This window comes from Marivirga lumbricoides (genome assembly GCF_014636295.1).
Taxonomy (GTDB): domain Bacteria; phylum Bacteroidota; class Bacteroidia; order Cytophagales; family Cyclobacteriaceae; genus Marivirga; species Marivirga lumbricoides.
This window is the reverse complement of sequence record NZ_BMEC01000001.1, coordinates 109,378-127,867: the sequence shown is the minus strand read 5'-3', so window position 1 is coordinate 127,867 and position 18,490 is coordinate 109,378. Positions and strand designations below refer to the sequence as shown.

The 18,490-nt window shown below is 35.3% G+C and carries 20 protein-coding genes; 4 read left to right on the top strand and 16 right to left on the bottom strand.

Annotation, left to right across the window (positions count from 1 at the left end):
- Positions 1-25: 25 nt before the first annotated feature.
- Positions 26-217: a cold-shock protein gene (locus tag IEV85_RS00575; RefSeq protein WP_188459854.1), complete on the bottom strand. Its 192-nt coding sequence runs from the start codon at positions 215-217 to the stop codon at positions 26-28.
- A 206-nt stretch (positions 218-423) separates the two neighbouring features.
- On the opposite strand from IEV85_RS00575, the gene IEV85_RS00570 reads away from it, so the two are divergent.
- Positions 424-1,524, top strand: coding sequence for an esterase-like activity of phytase family protein (locus tag IEV85_RS00570; protein ID WP_188459853.1), 1,101 nt, complete (start codon positions 424-426; stop codon positions 1,522-1,524).
- Between the two features lie 246 nt (positions 1,525-1,770).
- On the opposite strand, the gene IEV85_RS00565 is transcribed toward IEV85_RS00570, so the two are convergent.
- Positions 1,771-2,184, bottom strand: a complete 414-nt coding sequence (locus tag IEV85_RS00565; RefSeq protein ID WP_188459852.1) for a 5-fold beta-flower protein — start codon at positions 2,182-2,184, stop codon at positions 1,771-1,773.
- A 437-nt stretch (positions 2,185-2,621) separates the two neighbouring features.
- Here IEV85_RS00565 and IEV85_RS00560 point away from each other — a divergent pair, with 437 nt between their 5' ends.
- Positions 2,622-3,329, top strand: coding sequence for a hydrolase (locus tag IEV85_RS00560; protein ID WP_188459851.1), 708 nt, complete (start codon positions 2,622-2,624; stop codon positions 3,327-3,329).
- 338 nt (positions 3,330-3,667) lie between these two features.
- Positions 3,668-6,472: a TonB-dependent receptor gene (locus IEV85_RS00555; RefSeq protein ID WP_188459850.1), complete on the top strand. Its 2,805-nt coding sequence runs from the start codon at positions 3,668-3,670 to the stop codon at positions 6,470-6,472.
- A gap of 253 nt (positions 6,473-6,725) precedes the next feature.
- Here IEV85_RS00555 and IEV85_RS00550 read toward each other — a convergent pair whose 3' ends face one another.
- A complete protein-coding gene (locus IEV85_RS00550; RefSeq protein WP_188459849.1) occupies positions 6,726-9,251 on the bottom strand; it encodes a DUF3857 domain-containing protein in 2,526 nt (841 codons plus the stop codon).
- A gap of 42 nt (positions 9,252-9,293) precedes the next feature.
- On the opposite strand from IEV85_RS00550, the gene IEV85_RS00545 reads away from it, so the two are divergent.
- The gene (locus IEV85_RS00545) at positions 9,294-9,446 is read left to right on the top strand and encodes a hypothetical protein (RefSeq protein ID WP_188459848.1); all 153 of its coding nucleotides are present in this window, start codon (positions 9,294-9,296) and stop codon (positions 9,444-9,446) included.
- Positions 9,447-9,459: 13 nt separating this feature from the next.
- On the opposite strand, the gene gldC is transcribed toward IEV85_RS00545, so the two are convergent.
- The 13 genes from gldC to IEV85_RS00480 all read right to left on the bottom strand — a co-directional run bounded on the left by gldC (position 9,460) and on the right by IEV85_RS00480 (position 18,459).
- Positions 9,460-9,804 carry a gliding motility protein GldC gene (gene gldC / locus IEV85_RS00540; protein WP_188459847.1) on the bottom strand — a complete coding sequence of 115 codons (345 nt, stop codon included), beginning with the start codon at positions 9,802-9,804 and terminating at the stop codon, positions 9,460-9,462.
- 37 nt (positions 9,805-9,841) lie between these two features.
- A complete protein-coding gene (locus IEV85_RS00535) occupies positions 9,842-10,648 on the bottom strand; it encodes a M48 family metalloprotease (protein ID WP_188459846.1) in 807 nt (268 codons plus the stop codon).
- Positions 10,649-10,650: 2 nt separating this feature from the next.
- Positions 10,651-11,313 (bottom strand): 3-oxoacid CoA-transferase subunit B, encoded by a 663-nt coding sequence (locus tag IEV85_RS00530; RefSeq protein ID WP_188459845.1) that lies wholly within the window; start codon positions 11,311-11,313, stop codon positions 10,651-10,653.
- A gap of 4 nt (positions 11,314-11,317) precedes the next feature.
- Positions 11,318-12,013, bottom strand: a complete 696-nt coding sequence (locus IEV85_RS00525) for a CoA transferase subunit A (protein ID WP_188459844.1) — start codon at positions 12,011-12,013, stop codon at positions 11,318-11,320.
- Positions 12,014-12,035: 22 nt separating this feature from the next.
- Positions 12,036-12,965 (bottom strand): bifunctional riboflavin kinase/FAD synthetase, encoded by a 930-nt coding sequence (locus IEV85_RS00520; RefSeq protein WP_188459843.1) that lies wholly within the window; start codon positions 12,963-12,965, stop codon positions 12,036-12,038.
- Positions 12,962-13,651: a tRNA pseudouridine(55) synthase TruB gene (gene truB, locus IEV85_RS00515; protein ID WP_188459842.1), complete on the bottom strand. Its 690-nt coding sequence runs from the start codon at positions 13,649-13,651 to the stop codon at positions 12,962-12,964. Before truB ends, IEV85_RS00520 begins: the two co-directional genes overlap by 4 nt.
- Positions 13,648-14,445: an undecaprenyl-diphosphate phosphatase gene (locus IEV85_RS00510; RefSeq protein ID WP_188459841.1), complete on the bottom strand. Its 798-nt coding sequence runs from the start codon at positions 14,443-14,445 to the stop codon at positions 13,648-13,650. Before IEV85_RS00510 ends, truB begins: the two co-directional genes overlap by 4 nt.
- Before the next feature lie 2 nt (positions 14,446-14,447).
- Positions 14,448-14,657, bottom strand: a complete 210-nt coding sequence (locus IEV85_RS00505; RefSeq protein WP_188459840.1) for a DUF3098 domain-containing protein — start codon at positions 14,655-14,657, stop codon at positions 14,448-14,450.
- 10 nt (positions 14,658-14,667) lie between these two features.
- On the bottom strand, positions 14,668-15,564 hold the full coding sequence (locus tag IEV85_RS00500) for a cell division protein FtsX (protein WP_188459839.1): 897 nt from the start codon (positions 15,562-15,564) through the stop codon (positions 14,668-14,670).
- A gap of 139 nt (positions 15,565-15,703) precedes the next feature.
- Positions 15,704-16,603: a hypothetical protein gene (locus tag IEV85_RS00495; RefSeq protein WP_188459838.1), complete on the bottom strand. Its 900-nt coding sequence runs from the start codon at positions 16,601-16,603 to the stop codon at positions 15,704-15,706.
- A 5-nt stretch (positions 16,604-16,608) separates the two neighbouring features.
- Positions 16,609-17,154, bottom strand: coding sequence for an RNA polymerase sigma factor (locus tag IEV85_RS00490; protein WP_345259211.1), 546 nt, complete (start codon positions 17,152-17,154; stop codon positions 16,609-16,611).
- A gap of 212 nt (positions 17,155-17,366) precedes the next feature.
- Positions 17,367-18,023: a ligase-associated DNA damage response endonuclease PdeM gene (pdeM, locus tag IEV85_RS00485; protein WP_188459837.1), complete on the bottom strand. Its 657-nt coding sequence runs from the start codon at positions 18,021-18,023 to the stop codon at positions 17,367-17,369.
- A gap of 4 nt (positions 18,024-18,027) precedes the next feature.
- Positions 18,028-18,459 carry a DUF2147 domain-containing protein gene (locus IEV85_RS00480; protein ID WP_188459836.1) on the bottom strand — a complete coding sequence of 144 codons (432 nt, stop codon included), beginning with the start codon at positions 18,457-18,459 and terminating at the stop codon, positions 18,028-18,030.
- Positions 18,460-18,490: the final 31 nt, after the last annotated feature.

Genomic DNA, 18,490 nt, shown 5'->3' with positions numbered 1-18,490 from the left:
TGATTTAAAATGTATTATTTATCAATTAAGCTAATTTCACATTCACTGCATTTAAACCTTTTTTGCCATCTTGTAATTCGTAAACTACGTCATCATTTTCTCTAATATCATCAATTAGACCAGAAACGTGTACGAAATACTCTTTTTGTGTTGCTTCATCAACGATAAATCCAAAACCTTTAGAGTCGTTGAAGAATTTTACTGTTCCTTTATTCATTATTATAATTTTAATATTTCGTCAAAGATAGTCCTTTATATTTCAATTGCACAATATTGGTAAAATTAATTTATAATTACCCTTATTTATTTTCAGATAATGTGTTAAGCTTGTTAAAACTACTATCAGGAAATATTTTTTTATTTTTTTTGACTCGAAATCTTTTAAGAATAGCTTTAATTTGCATCCTTATCAAGTACATACCGATGAATTTAAAGTTTATAGATTTTTTACCTATCGTTTTCACCTTGTTTTGTAGTTGCTCCCACACAGATAAAAATAATGAGCAGGTTGATACTAAAGTAACTTTTATTGATAAAAAAGTGATCCCCAATAATTACTATTATAAGGAAACATTAGTTGGAGGGCTTTCTTCTATAGAATACGTTCATGATAGCTCCTGGTATTTTATTTCAGATGACCGGTCCGAGTACTCGCTGTCAAGATTGTATAATTTTGAGGTTGACTACAGTTTGCAGGGTATTGATTCTGTTATTTTTAAAGGGGTTATTTATCTTAAAAATGAGCAAGGTAACAGATTTGATTTTGATGATATTGATCCGGAATCTTTAAGGTTTAATAAAAGCACTAATTCATTTTTCTTTAGCAGTGAAGGAGGAAGAACAGAGGGGAATACATCACCTTTTATAAGAGAGGCCAGTTTAACTGGCGATTTTGTAAGGGAAATAACAGTTCCGGCTCAATTCGACTTTTATAATGAGAAGAAAGGACTAAGAAAAAATGGTGCTTTTGAAAGCCTTGCCTTCCAAAATGATAGTGTTCTTTGGTTTGTTAATGAATTGCCTCTGATTGAGGATGGCGAAACTCCACAGTTTGAAAAAACTAACTCGCCTGTGAGGCTAACTAAAATAAATATAAATACAGGCGAAGTACTGGGGCAATTTGTCTACATGATAGAGCCTGTCCAAGCTAAACCCATTGAAGAGGACGGCTTCAGTATTAATTCTGTAGTGGAGCTTCTTTGCTTAGATAGTAACCATTTGTTAGTAATGGAAAGGTCTTACATACTTGGAGTAGGTAATTATGTTAAGGTGTTTAAAATTAGCATAGAAAACGCAACAGATGTAACTCTTGTAAAATCCTTACTTTCCGAACAATATGTTCCGGTAGATAAGGAGCTTTTGATCGATTTTTCCGATTACAATGAGAAAATTGATAATGTGGAAGGGATGGCTTTTGGAAAATCTTTTGCTGACGGTCGGAAAAGCTTATTATGTATTTCAGATAATAATTTTAGTGATTCGCAGGAAACCCAACTTTGGTTATTTGCGATTGAAGGACTTTAAAATAGTTGAAGTGAGGATAGTTGGATCGGGATTTAAAACTTAAAGGTGTATAAAAAGTGAAAGGTCCCTCCCCAGGGACCTTTCTATTTCAACCAAAACCTTACAAAGTCATTGACCTATATAAGATGTAACAATATTACGGCAATAAACTTTATCAATCAAATGATTAAATAAAATTTAATTAAAATTTAGGTTAAGCGGTCATTTTTGTCTACTAAAAGACATTTTTAATATATGATTGTAAGGCTAATTAAAATTGAAAAAGAAATAAACTACGGCCGCCCATTCCTTTTTTACCCCGCTAGCAAAACCAATTGTACTATGGCTGCTATCTTCCACTCTGCCTTCATCAGTAACATATCCTATTGTTCTTCTGCTGCTATTTTCCACAGTACCATCTTCTTTAACATAACCCACTGTGCTTCTGCTACTATTCTCTATGGCACCATTGTTTTTAATATATCCGATAGTCTGATGTGAACTATTTTCAATAGTACCGTCACTCTTGATATAGCCAACGGTACTATGTTGACTGTCTTCAATAATTCCACTGGATTTTATATAGCCTTTGGTGCTTCTGGTAGATGTCTCAATTACCTGACTACAAGCTTGATTAATACTACTTAAGAATACTATGGAGATGAAGAGGTATTTAAACATAATAAGTGAGTTATGTAATCATTAACAATAATCTTGCTACAATTGATAGTTTTTTATTTCGTACTTAAAAAATTTACAGACCAGACATCATTTGTGTCGTATAATATTTAAAGGTGTGCTATGTAATCTAAAATTAGATTATACAATGAGTCATCCTTTGTTGTTGACTTTCAGGTGTATATCATTGATTCTCGTGTAATTATCTATGGACTCTATTTAAATTTAAGCTTTTACTATTTAAAATCAATTTTTGGTCTTTATTGGCAAAGTACAAAAAAAGATATGAAAGTTTGGTTTGCATCGTGCTACAGAAACTACTTTAGTAAGCAAGATTTCATAATAAATATATAAACTTGCTGTTAAAATTTTTGGTCTGTTATGTTTTCCTTAATTTTATATGTGCTTTAAAGCGCATTTTTGCAATACAACATTTACAAATGAGTACTGAAGAAGAGAATTATATTCCGGAGATTACGAACGATTTACGTAGTAAGATAATCTATATTCCGGAGGAAATTAATGAGGCAAGTGGTATCAATATTTTTGGTAGAACACTGAAATCTTTCATTTTCTCTACAGATGTGGCTATTATCAGAAATAATAATGCCGATGCTATTTTTTCAGTATATCCATTTACACCTCAGCCTGCCATTACTCAGGCTCTTATTCTGGCGGCAGACGCCCCAATCTTCTGTGGTGTTGGAGGAGGAATTACAGGAGGGAATAGGGTGCTGGATATAGCACGTGATGCAGAGTTTCAAGGGGCATCAGGAGTAGTGGTGAACCAACCTACTCAAAATGATATAATTGAAAAGCTGAAGAAGGTTATAGAAATCCCTATTATTTGGACTATCAGTTCAATAGAAGAGCCAATTCAGCCTAAACTAGATGCTGGGGTAGACATAATTAATGTAAGTGGGGGAAGGGAAACTTCTAATATCCTCAGAAGAATTAGAGAAAACCATGAACACTTACCTATTATAGCCACCGGAGGTAGAAATGATGACAGAATCATTGAAACCATTGAAGCTGGAGCCAATGCAATTACTTATACTCCGCCCTCATCAGCTGAGTTGCTCCGAAGGATTATGCGGGCACACAGAGCAGGGGAGACACTGGACTTTTCCAAGGGATTCAAAAAGTGATTTTATTATATTTTGAAAAATAGACATTCATCTTACTCTACAGTAGCGTCTTAAATTCTATTTCATAAATAATTTCCTTTAACGGTAATCCTATTCCACTCATTAACTCATTCTTTTTGGATGTAATTTTCATCGTAAAAATAATTTTTTTATATAAAATCGATATTTTTTAAATATTTATTAATCAGCACATTAGTATTTTTTGCAATCGTTTACATTGTTAAAATGTTGTTTAAGCCTTTGTAAGGGTTTTTTGAAAAATGAAATTTAATATTTAGGTTAGTATTTTATTTCAGAATAAAATATTTATTTTTTTTCAAATTTTAACCAAAAAACCTATGAAATCACCCAAACTCATTATTTTATTTTATCTATTTATAGTTTCACAGAATTTATTTTCTCAAACAAAAATCATTAATGGAATTGTAAAAGATGCGGCCGATCAATCTCCTATTCCAGGAGTAAACGTTGTGATTAAAGGAACCACACAAGGAGCTTCAACGGATGCTGATGGTAAATTTTCTCTTCAAGCACCGAGTGATGCTAAAATTTTAATTGTATCATTTATTGGTTATACTACCAAAGAAGTAGCGATCCCTCCATCGGGTAATATTACAGTTGAGCTTTATCAGGGAATTTCTCAAATGGATGAAGTGGTTGTATCTGTAGGACGAGGCGTTCAACGTACAACCACCGACACGCCAGTACCGGTAGATATATTAAAAGCAACTGAACTGCAAGAGACGGGCCAGTTTACCTTTGACAAAGCGCTACAGTATAAGGTACCTTCGTTCAATACAGTTCAAACACCTGTAAATGATGCTACATCTTTATTGGATCCTTATGAGATTAGAAATATGGGGCCCAGTAGAACATTGATTTTAATCAATGGTAAAAGGAAAAACCTTAGCTCATTATTGTATACACAAACTTCCCCGGGAAGAGGTGAAACCGGGGCTGACATATCTGCCATTCCTACTGATGCTATCAAAAGAGTGGAGATATTAAGGGATGGTGCATCTGCACAATATGGATCTGATGCTATTGCCGGAGTGATGAATATTATTCTAAAAGATGCTTCAGATGCTGGTTCATTTAATGTAAGAACTGGAATAACATCAGAAGGTGATGGCGAAATGATTGGTATTTCATTAAACAATGGTAGTAGCATTTTTAAAGAGGGCTTTATAAATTATACTGTTGGGTTTAAGAAGGTAGAATTAGCCAACAGGCCGGGAAGAGTAGATGCTCTTGGAGAAGCAACAGATTTTTTAAATGGTACCGCAGAAGATGTGGCCAGAGTAAATCAATTTTTGGCTTTAAAGCCAGATGCCGGAAATATCAATGGTTCGCCAGAAACAGCAACAGCTAACTTCTTAGTAAATAGCGGCATAAATATCAGTGAGAATACAGAGCTTTATTTTAATGCTGCTTATGTGTACAAAAAAGTGAATAGTTTTGCCAATTATAGAACGCCTTACTGGAGACAATTAGCAGATGCTCCTTACTTACAAGATTTCTTTCCTAATGGCCCTAATGGTTCATATGTAGGTTACGTGCCTACATTTGAAGGAGATTTGAATGATTATAATGCAACTTTAGGCCTCACTACCACTAAAAATAAGTGGAAGTTTGACTTAAGTTTTACAACAGGTGGAAACCAACAAACTTATTCTGTCAATAATACGCATAATGCCAATTCAGTGCTTTCACCTATCACTCATGATGATTTAGATGGGGATGGAGTTATTGATGATGGTGAGTTGTTGCCCGGAGTAAACTTATACAGAGAAAATAGTCCTATTAATTTTGATCCGGGTGGAACACGATTTTCTCATAATGTAGGTAATATCGATATTTTCAGAGCAATCAATTCCAAATTAACTATAGGATTTGGTTCAGAGTTCAGAAATGAGTTATTCACTGTTATTGAAGGTGAGTTAGCTTCTTATGATGGGGGTGGAAGTGATTCATTTGCTGGAAACAGGCCAGAAAATTCCGGTACATTTAGCAGGTACAATTTGGGTGGATATGTAGACTTATCATATGATATCACCAATAATTTTCTTATCAATGCAACTGCCAGAGTAGAAAATTATAGCGATTTTGGAAATGCATTTGTGTATAAATTTAGCTCAAGATATAAATTATTAGATGATAAGGTGACAATCAGAGCTTCCTATTCAACAGGTTTCAGGGCTCCAACACTCCACCAGATTTATACACAAAAAGCACAGTACAGCTTTGTTCCTGGTCAGGGCATTCAGGTAGGTGGTTTGGTGAATAATGTATCTCCTCAGGCCAGATTACTTGGAATACCTGAATTAGAAGCAGAAAACTCAATCAATTTTACTGCCGGTTTTGGTACGCAGTTATCTCGACAATTTAATATTACTTTGGATTATTATAATATTGCTGTTAAAGACAGAATTGTTTTAAGCACCGAAATTGGTGGAACAGAAGCAGGAGACACTGAGTTGGATGCGGTATTGCAAGCAAATAACCTGAGCGATGTTAGTTTCTTTGTAAACGCTATTGACACCCGAACTTCAGGTATCGATCTTGTGGCCGCATATGCTGATCTTCCCGTTGGAAGAGGTTTTCTGGATATGAGTTTGGCAGGAAATTATACCATTCAAAATGAGAGGGAAGGAGCTGTGAAAAACCTGCAACTTGTAGAAGACGCTGGTCAATCAGTAGTTAATTTCACTCAAGAAGCTTTGTTTTTTACTTCAAGGCCAGAAATGAAATACATCCTTGGGCTTAATTATCAACTTAATAAATTCGGGTTTGCTTTAAATAATACCTACTTCGGAAAGGCCACTTTCAGGCAGCAGGGAATGAATCCCGGATTAAAGACAGAATTTATACCTAAAATAGTTACTGACTTAGCAATTAATTATGATTTGACAGAAAATTTGTCAGCAAGTTTTAATGTGAATAATCTATTCAATGTTTTACCAGAATGGGAATTCGTTGCGCTTACTCAGGCGGGTCAGGAAATTTTAGATAATCCTGCCGATAGAAAAGTACAGTCAAATCTTATTACATTTAATCAGCGCTACTCACAAATGACTTACGATGGCTATCATTTCAGTCAGCTGGGGACAATATTCGCTTTTGCTCTTACTTTGGATCTCTAATTAATAAGCAAGCGTTGGTAGTATACGGTAGAAATGGTTTCAGTTAAAAATTGAGGCCATTTTTTTATTCTTACTTAATAAGCTTAAGAGTCATTGAAGTGTAGATACAAATCTTTTTATGTTATGTGTTTTCCTTTGATAAAAGAACTTCATTGAAAGCATGTTTAATAAAGCTAATGAATTATAGGTTAAACACACTGATTTTCAGTGTCTTACAAGAGGTGGTTATGGTTTTTTTAATTATTTCTGACCACTAAAACCTATTTTTTTCTTCCAATACCGGCTTCCTCTGATAAACAAAAGTTTCTTTTGCCCTATTAGAAATTTGAAAGTATGGGATCCATATAGCCGCTGCGATAAATGCCTTCAGAAAAGCTATAAAAGGATTTAAATTGAGCTCGATATTAAAGAATACATTTAAAATGATCAATCCCATCGCATAAGATAAGTTTAAAGCATAGAATACAGTAATAAGGCTTCTTAAACTACTTCTTTTCTTAAAAAATTGATAGATAATTAAACCGCAAAAAACAAGATGTAAGAGAGTGAACGCAAAGTCTAAAGAGAGAATGAAAGCAAGGAATGGATTGAAATTTGCCGACTGGGTACTCGTGATCGCGCTCCATACTGAGCTATCAAAGTAAATGCCCTGTACCAGGTTTTTAATTATGAGAATAGGAGAGATGAGTAAGCCTATACATACCAACCATAGCACACCTTCAATTTTTTCGTATCTATATCTGTAAAACTTAGAAACCGGATCAAACTTCTTATTGAGAATAGTCGCTAGAAAAGTAAAAAGAAGAGTTAGAAAAATTCCCGCCACAATAAAAGGCCAATTTATGGTAGAAGTAGTGCCTGCACTCAGATTGCCTTGAAGCGGAGGGTCAATTTCAATGCCCAACAGCTCATTTACTTGTTCTATCCTCGCTTTGTAGTATTCCACTTTATTCGGAGGTACATGATCTTTTAGCACCTTGAATTTACAAATAAAGTTTACTTTTTGGTTATAACTATCATAGGAGAGAGATCTGCTGAACTCGAAAAATTCATTTTTAACTTCCTGCCAATCCGGGTAGAAATTAGTAGGTTCGGGCATGTGAATGTATATTCTTTGAATTATTTCTGTGGGAAAGTTGAGAGACAAAGGAGAATTTCTTCGCTTTTGAAATTCAGTTAGCATATTATTGTACACAATTTCCGCATATATAGCTTTTGATTGCAATCCTGGGTTTTTTGGGTCTTTCCAAAAATCTTTCAATTCATAGTTTTCAAGTACTTTGAACAAATTTGTTTCAGGATAACTTAAAGATTCTATCTCTGAGCTGAATTCAACATTATCAAAAAAACGTTCATAATGGTCAATATAACTATCCTTTATTGTCTGCTGGTCGGCAAGCTCAAATGAGGGTCTATATTCATCTGCGTTTCTGCCATAGTATTCAGTCAGGACTTTAAATTGAACAGGCTCCTGGCTGCCTTTTATATAAAAATCCTGAGTAATTTCTGTCCTTCCATTACTACTTTGTGGTATATCCGAATAGGTAACAGATGTGTCAGTTACGATATACCCTTTACCATAATCAGGTAAGTAGGTGTTGTAAAGTGTACCTCCCTGCTGGCTTATAGTGGGGTCAATAAAAATACTTTTACTTTCCCATTCCAGCATTACAATACAATGATTGAAAATCTGCGGTGTGAGAGGTAAATCAGCTACATGTTCTCTGTCATAGGTGTTGACAAGAACAGGAAATGCATTTATCCCAATACTTTTAAGCATGGTGACAAGTAACAGAGATTTATCTTTACAGTCACCATAACGGTCTTTTAATGCTTTTGCAGGGCCTTTAGGCTTGTAAGCACTCATTCCGGCAGATAGTGACAAGTACCTGATTTCATCTTGTGTAAAATTAATTAACTTTTCAGCCATCCCGATTTTTGTAGATTCTCCGGCAATCAATTCTTCTACTATATTAGATACTGACTTATGCTCTGAAGAGCTAATAGAGAACAACCTAGAGGACCAGTCAGTAAATTTTTGCTGGTTAAACTGCGTGAAAATGATAAAATCAGAAAATTCATACCACAAAGGTGCCTGATCTTCATATTTAATCCCTTCTAATTCGGTAAGGTTTACTGTATAACCGGAAGGGGTTTTAACAAGCTCTTTTAAATTTCCAGATGAAGAGTAATGAGTCAGTTTATTTTGGCTGGTATTGATCACCTCAATATTTCTTCTACTAATTGAATAGAAGCCTTTTAAATAGCATGTTTTGCTGAACAGGCCATTCTGTACCGGATTCATTCCTTGTATCGTATGTTCGAATTCTATAATATCTCCCACTCTAATATCTTCCAGATTCATGATAGCAGTGTAAGACCCATCATACATATTGATTTCTGCGTTCTCTTCCCTTTGAAGAAGCATGAAATCAGGAGCTATCTCTTTAGATTTTTGGTTTCCCCGATGAATAGTGATGGAGTGAATACTCAATTTTTCATAAGTGGGATCGAATGAAATCTGAATCGTGGCTCCATCAGATATTCCATTGGCGTCTACAATTTTATAAGCATTTTTAACATACACCTCTTCTGTTTGAAGATTGTATTGATGGCTTAATAACAGGTTATGTATTCCTTTTGTAGTGTATGGTTTCTCACTGTCATCAGTCCAGCTGTAGCTTTTTATCCAACCTGGTGCTTTGGTTGTTTTGATCTGTTGGCTAAAGACAGGTAAAAACTGAAGTAGGAGTAGGGAGATGAGGAAAAGAAATCGCATTAATTTTTTCTTTGCAAACTACAAAATGTTGATTAAATATTGATGAAAGTTTATATTGAATCAACAATTTATTTAGCTGAAAGTATGGGGGAAATGGTGTGCTTATTCGACCTGATAATTGCTGAAGGAAAAGTGGAAACCAGTAACAAAAAAAGGAAGCCGGGCTTTTATACCAGACTTCCTTTATCATTGTAATTTTTGTAGAAGATTATTGTCTTCCTTCTCTCATTTCTTTTTCAACGTGAGCCACTAATTTATCGCATAAGTCATTCATTTGTTGCGACATAAACTCATCGCCTGTTGAATTTAATACACTTTGCGCCATTCCTCCCAGGCAATCTATATAAAATCTCTTCATCTCATCAACAGGCATTTCTTTGGTCCACAAATCTATGCGCATTGAATTTTTTTGAACATGGTCCCAAAGGGAAATGCTAATGCTATTGGTATCCTGAAGACTATCATCCCCTGAATCAGTAGCATTCCATTGTATTTTTTCCGGAACATTGTCCTTATCAAGTTCTATTTCAAAATTAATTGATGACTTTTTCATTATTGTTATTTGTACTTTTATTAATTCAAGTTAAAATTTAGGGGAGCAATTGCTTAAAATCCTCATAAGTAGTAGGGTTTAATGCATCTGTTTCACAACCTACTTCTGTAGCTTTAGCATTAATATCCTCTACTCTGTTAGCAGGGCTGGGGTGTGTACTTAAAAATTGAGGTGTTCCACCAGCCTGCCCTTGATCTATTAGTTTTTGAAAGAATGAAGCAGCAGCATTGCAAGCGTATTTAGTTTTAGCTAAGTAGTCTACTGATTTTGCATCTGCTTCAGTCTCAAATTCTCTGGAAAAGCTTAATCCCGCTGCTGTCCCTGCTATTTGTCCTGCAATGGATTCAAGTTGAGAGGCATTTTCACCCACTAACAAACCTAAAAGAACCTGAATTCCATATTGTCTCTGCAAATTCCGGCTGGTGTGTCTTAAGTCAGCATGTGCTATTTCGTGCCCCAGTACACCCATTAAGTCATCTTCCTGATCCAGGTATTTAATCAAACCAGTATACACATAGATATATCCCCCGGGAGTAGCAAAAGCATTTAATACACTGTCATCTGCGATAATTTTGAATTCCCAGGCAAACTCATCCTTATATTCTACTTCACCGGATTCTAGTATCTCATCAACTAAATCGCCTAAGTAAGCATATGCCGCAGCGTACTCTTCTTCATCTAAAATCGGGTACTGGGTCGGGTCATTCTCAATTTCTGCTGAAACCTGAGCACCTAATTCTACATCTTGTTCAATTGAGAGAAAAACAAAATTGTCGTTCTTATCCTTACAGCCTAAAAATACTATAAATAATAAAGCTATAATTGTATAATTGAGTTTATTCATATTTAATCAATTTTCATTTCCGGGATATCACCTGTTACTTCTAATTTTCCTTCAGTAGCTTCTTTTATCTCTTCTACACTTACGCCAGGCGCTCTTTCTAAAAGCTTAAAACCTCCATTTTCTTTTACCTCTATCACAGCAAGGTTGGTAACAATTTTTCTTACACACTGTAAACCTGTAATAGGTAAAGTACATTTTTTTAATAGCTTAGATTCCCCATCGCGGCTGGTATGTTGCATAGCTACAATAATATTTTTGGCTGAGGCTACTAAATCCATTGCTCCACCCATACCTTTCACCATTTTGCCAGGAATTTTCCAGTTGGCAATATCTCCGTTTTCCGAAACCTCCATGGCACCTAATATGGTCAAATCAACATGTCCTCCGCGGATCATTCCAAAACTTTCTGAAGAATCGAATAGAACGGAGCCTGGTCTCATAGTGATGGTTTGTTTACCTGCATTAATAAGGTCGGCATCAACATTCTCTTCTGTGGGGAATGCGCCAATGCCTAATAACCCATTTTCGGACTGTAAAACAACACTTAGCTCATCAGGAATATAATTAGCCACAAGGGTGGGTATCCCTATCCCTAAATTGATGTACATGCCGTCTTTTACTTCTTGTGCTATTCTTTTAGCAATTCCTATTTTATCTAATGACATAGCCTTATGATCTTACGGTTCTTTGTTCAATTCTTTTTTCGTAATTAGTGCCTTTAAAAATTCTTTGCACATAAATACCCGGAGTATGAATTTCATTAGGATTTAATTCACCAGCAGGTACCAGCTCTTCTACTTCTGCAATGGTTATTTTTCCTGCAGCTGCCATCATTGGGTTAAAATTTCTCGCAGTACCTTTAAATACCAGGTTTCCTGCGGTATCACCTTTCCAGGCTTTTACAAGCGAAAAATCAGCTCTAAGCCATTCTTCCATGAGGTACATTTTACCCTCAAACTCTCTGGTTTCTTTTCCTTCAGCAACTTCTGTTCCATACCCTGCAGGTGTGAAAAACGCAGGGATTCCGGCTCCACCCGCCCTGATGCGTTCTGCTAAAGTACCCTGAGGTATCAAATCCACTTCTAATTCTCCTTCTAACAATTGCCTTTCAAACTCAGCATTTTCCCCAACATAAGAAGAGATCATTTTTTTTACCTGATGTGTTTTAAGCAGTAAGCCTATGCCAAAGTCATCAACTCCTGCATTGTTGGAGATACATGTAAGGCCTTTTACTCCTGATTTTAGTAAAGCCTGTATAGCATTTTCAGGAATTCCACAGAGGCCAAATCCTCCCAGCATCAAAACAGCATTATCAGGGATATCCTTTACCGCTTCTTCCGCATTTTTTACAGTCTTATCAATCATAATGCTCAAATTTTCTTAAAAATTAATCATTCAAAATCTTAATTGCTAATTCTTTATCCTTTGCTAATTGTTGGATCAGCGCCTCTTTGGATTCAAACTTTTGCTCATCTCGCAGTTTTTTGATGAAATGTACTGTCACTTTTTCATCATAAATTTTCTTATCGAAATTGAATAGATGTGCTTCCATTCTTTTCTCTTTGCCATTAACAGTGGGGCGCATTCCAATGTTCATCATCGCACCAAATTCCTGTTGCCCAACTTTTACTTTTACAGCATAGGTGCCATCGGCAGGTATCAATTTATAAGAGGCATCGGTATTAATATTGGCTGTCGGAAACCCTAAAGTTCGTCCTATCTGATCCCCCGGAATTACAGTCCCAATTATTTCATAGGGCCTTCCAAGGAATTCAGCAGCCATTTCTACGGCACCTTCATTGAGCGCATTTCTTATTTTGGTAGAGCTTATTCCTACATCATCAATATCTTGTCTTGAAATCTCTTCAACTGTGAAGCCGTATTTTGCTGAATTTGCTTTCAGGTTTTCAAAACTTCCTTCTCTATCCCTGCCGAAATGGTGGTCGTAGCCAATTACAAGTTTTTGAGTATGTAATGCCCCGATAATTACTTCACGGATAAATTTATCTGAACTCCACTGAGAGAATTCCTTAGTAAATTTAATTTTGATCAAATGATCTATTCCTATAGATTCCAGAATGGTAGCTTTTTCTTCAAAAGTAGAAAGTAATTTTAGGCTATCATCTTCAGGTTTCAAAACGAATCGGGGATGGGGCCAAAAAGTAACTAATGCTGTTTCTCCATCGTTAATTTTTGCTAATTCAATAATTCTCCTTAAGATTTCCTGATGTCCCAAATGTACACCATCGAATGTGCCTATAGTGACAACAGCATTTTTAATGCCTTTTAAAGATTGGATACCATCATGAACGATCATACATTGTCCCTTTTGTTTTTCTCTACTAATTCTAACAAATCTTCAGCGTTTTCAACTGAGAATTCGCCAATTTTTGTTCTTCTAAGGGAAGAAAGGTAGGCACCTACTTTTAGCTTCTCGCCATAATCATTTGCTATACTTCTGATATAAGTCCCTTTAGAGCAGACAATTCTAAAAGAAACTTTTGGAGGATCAAACGCTGTAATATCAAAAGCCTCTATTATTACCTTCCTTTTTTTAAGTTCAAATTTTTCACCAGCTCTTGCCAGCTCATAAGCTCGCTTCCCATCCTTCTTAACGGCTGAATAGATGGGTGGGGTTTGGGTAATTTCACCAATAAATTGCTGAGCTGCTGATAGGCAGTCTTCTTTGGTAATATGATTGATCTCATTTTGAAACTCAGGTTCTGTTTCCAAATCATAAGAAGCTGTGGTATAACCTAAGGTAAAATCACCGGTATACTCTTTTTTTTGAGCCTGAAATTTCTCAATTGATTTGGTCATTTTGCCGGTGCAGAGAATCAGCAGACCGGTAGCAAGTGGGTCTAGTGTGCCTGCATGACCTATTTTTTTTATTTTGAGCGCGTACTTTAATTTTTTTACTACATCAAAAGAAGTCCAGTTTAATGGCTTGTCAATAAGAATTACCTGGCCTTCTAAAGGGGTTTCATTTGGTTTTTCACTCATATTAACTGACTTACAATGGCAATTAGGCCTACTGCGGCACAGTAGATAGCAAAATAGATGAGTTTACCTTTTTTAACAATATTTATCATCAATTTACAGGCAATTAAGCCGGCAATAAATGCCATGAGAAACCCCATAAAAAGTACCAATCCACTGGTTTCATTTTCTACCGCGGGTTGCTCCATATAATCCAGTAGCTTAAGGAGTGATGCACCTAAAATTGGTACAAGCACCATGAGAAAGGAAAACCTGGCAGCTCTTTCTTTATTTACGCCTATAAGTAAGGCTGTGGCAATAGTAGCTCCTGATCGTGAAATACCGGGTAAAATAGCAATAGCCTGAGCTATCCCAATTACAATAGCTTGCCAATATTTTACGGCTGTACCTTCCCGATGCCTTACCAGATGGGTAAAGGCAAGCAGTATAGCTGTTAATAATAACATTGAACCTACAAGCATGAGGTTGCCAGTGAAAAGACGCTCTACTTCTTCCTCAAAAAACACCCCTACAATACCGATAGGAATCATTGAGATGATCACTTTGAGTACGAAATCTACCGATTCATTCCATTTAAATTTAAAAAATTCTGTAATGAGGGAGACCAGATCTTTTCTGAAAACTATAATTGTAGAAAGAGCGGTTGCGGCATGCACTACAACAGTAAATAGAAGACCATCTGAAGTATGGATATTCAAAAGTACACTTCCAATTTCAAGATGCCCACTACTGCTTACAGGCAGAAATTCTGTTAATCCTTGGATAATACCCAGGATTATTGCTTCCAGAAGACCCATGCTTATTTTTTAGATTTAAAAAGGATAGCAACTATTTCAATGATAAAACCAAGCATTACAATAATAGGTCCTAAGGTTAAACCCAAAAACCCAAATCCATACTGTTCCTTATCCAGAGTCATTATTATAAATCCTATGGTTAAGGTAACCATGCCCGCAATCATTAAAATATAATTGGTCCTTCCGAATGCTAACTTACTTTTATCTGACATATGTGTTTTATTAATATAATTCATCTAAAGACATAGCTAAGTACTTTTGCATAGCACGCCATGTACTTAAAACAGCTATAAATATTCCTACAATAACCAGCCCCACGAATATTGAAATAAGCACTTCAGTATTTTGAAGCGCCATTAAATCCTCAACTTTAGTATCTCCATATACCAGAAGACCATATAGCGCAGCTGAAGCGAGTGTGCCTGCAATAATACCGTGGAGAACCGATCTGTAAATAAAAGGCTGGCGAATAAAACTTTTCGTGGCCCCTACTAATTGCATGCTTCTGATCAGAAATCTTTGTGAAAATAAGGCTAATTTGATGGTGTTATTGATGAGTATGCTTATTACTATAAAAAGGATAACAGCTACTCCCAGTAACACGAGGCTTATTCTGGTAATATTCTCATTAATGCTTTGGATCATGTTATTGGTGTACACTACTTCAAAAACGCCTGCCATTTTTTCTATCTCATTTTTAATCTCAAGCATGGCTTCATTAGAATGAAATTCGGGATTTATTTTTATAACAAAGGCGTCTTTCAAAGGATTTTCGCCAAGAAATTTCATAAAATCTTCTCCTGTGTCTTCTATAAAAGCTTTAGCGGCTACTTCCCTGGATATAAAAGTGATGGCTGGAGTCTGCTCATCTTTAAGCATAAACTCTTTGGATGATAAAGATTTGTTAATTCTGGCAACTTCAGGCTCTGAGAGTTCAGCATTTAAATAAACCTGCATCTCTACATTTTTGCGAATGATACTTGTGAGGGTGTTAGTAGTGGAAAGCAACAAAGCAAATAGCCCTAATACAAATAAGGCGAGAGTCATGCTAAAAATGACACTGAAAAAAGGGTAGTTACCCAGTTTCTTCTTTTTACGGTATTTTCTTTCTTTACTCATGGTTTAAAGTTCAAAAATAGTAATTTATTTATGCTTCGCTTATTATTTCGTATATAAAATAAAAGGCTTTCCGTTTTTCAACAGAAAGCCTTTAATAATATTATATTTCAAAATGAGTTTTCTTAAAATCTCATTCTAATTATTTTTCGTCAATAATTAATTTAAGCTCCATAATTAACATTTCGTCTTCCACTTTTTGAAGAGGAGTAATGTTAGTCATATTATTTTTAATGCTGTAGATATCATTTTGATAGCTTAAGAATAATTGTTTATGTCCTTTATTATGCAATTCAATTATTTCATAAGGCTCATTTTCAAATTCACCATACAGGTACAACTTATTGTTAAAATATCTGTAATGATAGCTGTCGGATTTCACACTGCTTAAAAACTCTATTTCCGTCTCAGCAGATACATTTCTACTAATATCTCTTTCAATTGTTTTGCTGAATTCTTTGTCTTTGTAAGGAGCGAAGTTAATATCATCCTTAAAAGTAACTAACTCCTGAGGCTTGGCTTTTGCTGATTTCTCAGTTCTGTTCTCTCGGACATTTTTTGCTACTGTATTAAATTTCTCAGATGAGTCTTCCTTTTTAACTGTATTATTAACAGTAGACTCGGCTAAGGCATCATCATCGGAAGTAACTGTTGGAGTTGGTATGGGTAAAGTAAAAGCTTCTTCCTTAAAAGATACCATGTTCTCAGCACTTAATTCTAATGGTCTGTCTTCCAAATTGCTCATATACCAATAAAGGAAGGTACTGAAAATTGTTACCATAGCTAAAGTACCTGCAAGCCATTTTACACTGGAGCCGAAGAGCATACTTCCTGAACCACTAACATCAACTGATGACAGGCGCGCTTTAAGTTGTTGCCTGCGAATATCACCAATGCCATTAATGATGTTCTGTTGCAAATTGAATTCAGCCTTAAGTAAAGGATCTGTTTCAATTTTGCTTTCAAGCATGAGTTTTTGCTCAGGTTTGATTGAACCATCAAAGTATGCTTCTATTAAGCGAAAATAATTGGTTTCACTCATAATTTTCAATCTAAAAAGTCGCTGGAAGTATACCTTGACCTAATTAATTCATCCAGCCTTTTTTTACATTTATATCTTTTTGTCTTTGCCGTATCACTGTTAGCTAAGCCCATCTTTTCTGCTATCTTCTCCATTGACATCCCATCAAAGTAGTGATAAGTAAGAATTTGCTTACATGATTCACCTAATTCATTGATGCAGTCATGAATAATTTTAATCATTTCCTGCTGCTCAAAGTTGTTTTCTTCACTATCTTCTTTGTCGCTTTCCTCAAACTTTCTCTTTCTATCCAACTCTTTTCGCCAGAGGTTTTGACATACACTAAATAAATAAGTGCTTATTTTAGAGGTTAGTTTAAAGTCATCACTTTTAGCTTTCTGCCAGAATACGATTAGTGCATCCTGAAATATGTCCAGTGCCTCTTGCTCTGTACCGTTATTTCTTAAAATCATGCTTACCATCATCCTGTAATGTTTCTTATATAGGAAATCAAGGGCGGTTTCATCGCCATTCCTGATTTTTTCAATGATGTCAGCATCGCTCAGCTTCATGGGTATATACTTTAAAACTTAAATAAGTAACCCTTACTCATATAAATAGTCATATAAAAATACTAAAAAATATCAATAAATAGAGGAATTGTATCTTCTATGTATGTTTATTCTAGCTTTTAATGTTTTCTAAATTCTAATAGGTAAGGGTAAATAAACTAAAATAGTAACTTTAAAGTGTTTCACTTTAGTATCTGAAGTAGCAATCTATTTTATTGTTTTATTTCAATCACCTTATCGTTTGCGATAGCATAAATAGCATCGCTCTTTTTAGGCCGGATTTTAGCCAGTCCGGTAAATCTACCAAAAGCTGGCAGAATAAGTTGATTGGCAGATACGGCAAAGCATGGTAGCGATAAATTGTTTCTTCCTTTTCCTGAGATATGGATTCCCGGATGTAGGTGTCCTGCTAAATTGGTTGTATCAGGGTATTTCTTTAATTCATCAGGTATAAGCGGATGGTGCGAAAGGAGGAACTTTTCTAATAGATAAGGTTCCTTTTCACATGTAAAGTTTTGGATTTGATAACTGGATTCAGGAAGTATATCGTGATTGCCTTTTATCAATATGAAATTGTGAGAGGGGTAACTTTTGACAAAATTCACAAACAGCTGCCACTCAACATTTAAATGGCTATGAAATAAATCTCCTAAAAAGTAGATGTGCTGAGGGCGAAATTCATCAATTAATGCTTTCAACCTATCTATTTCTGAAAAAACCAGCCTGCTAGGAACAGCGATTCCTGCTTTTCTGAAATGTGTGGATTTTCCTAAATGGGCATCTGCAAGAAAAAGAGCTGATTTGCTTTCCCAAAAGATTATTTTCTCAGAGGAAAGCAAAAGCTTTTCATTTTGAATAGTTATTTGCAATGATTTAATCTGCTTTTTCCCAGGTTTGGGTACGGTAAAAGAAAGCTACATAGCCTCTTACTTTCAACTTGTCACCTTCTTTCCATATAACACAATCGTAAATTTTACCGCTTTGCGGATCAAGTATTTCACCGTCATCCCATTCATTATCAGCTTTGTCCAGCTCCATTCCTCTAATAATTTCCAGACCTATGATTTTTTTGTTCTTTCTATCTCCGGGGCATACTTCACAAATAGGATCCTGCTCTTCACCGGCAGCGCGAAATATTTTAACTACTTTACCGTAAGCCTTTCCATCTTTCTGATAGATTTCAACTATACTTTTTACTTTTCCGGTTTCATCATCAATAGTTTTCCATTTACCGAAAATATCTGTTTGAGCCAATAAGCTAAATTGAATACTAAGTAATAGTAATAGAATAAATGCTTTCTTCATCTCTTAATTAAATGTTGGTTTCAAATGTAAA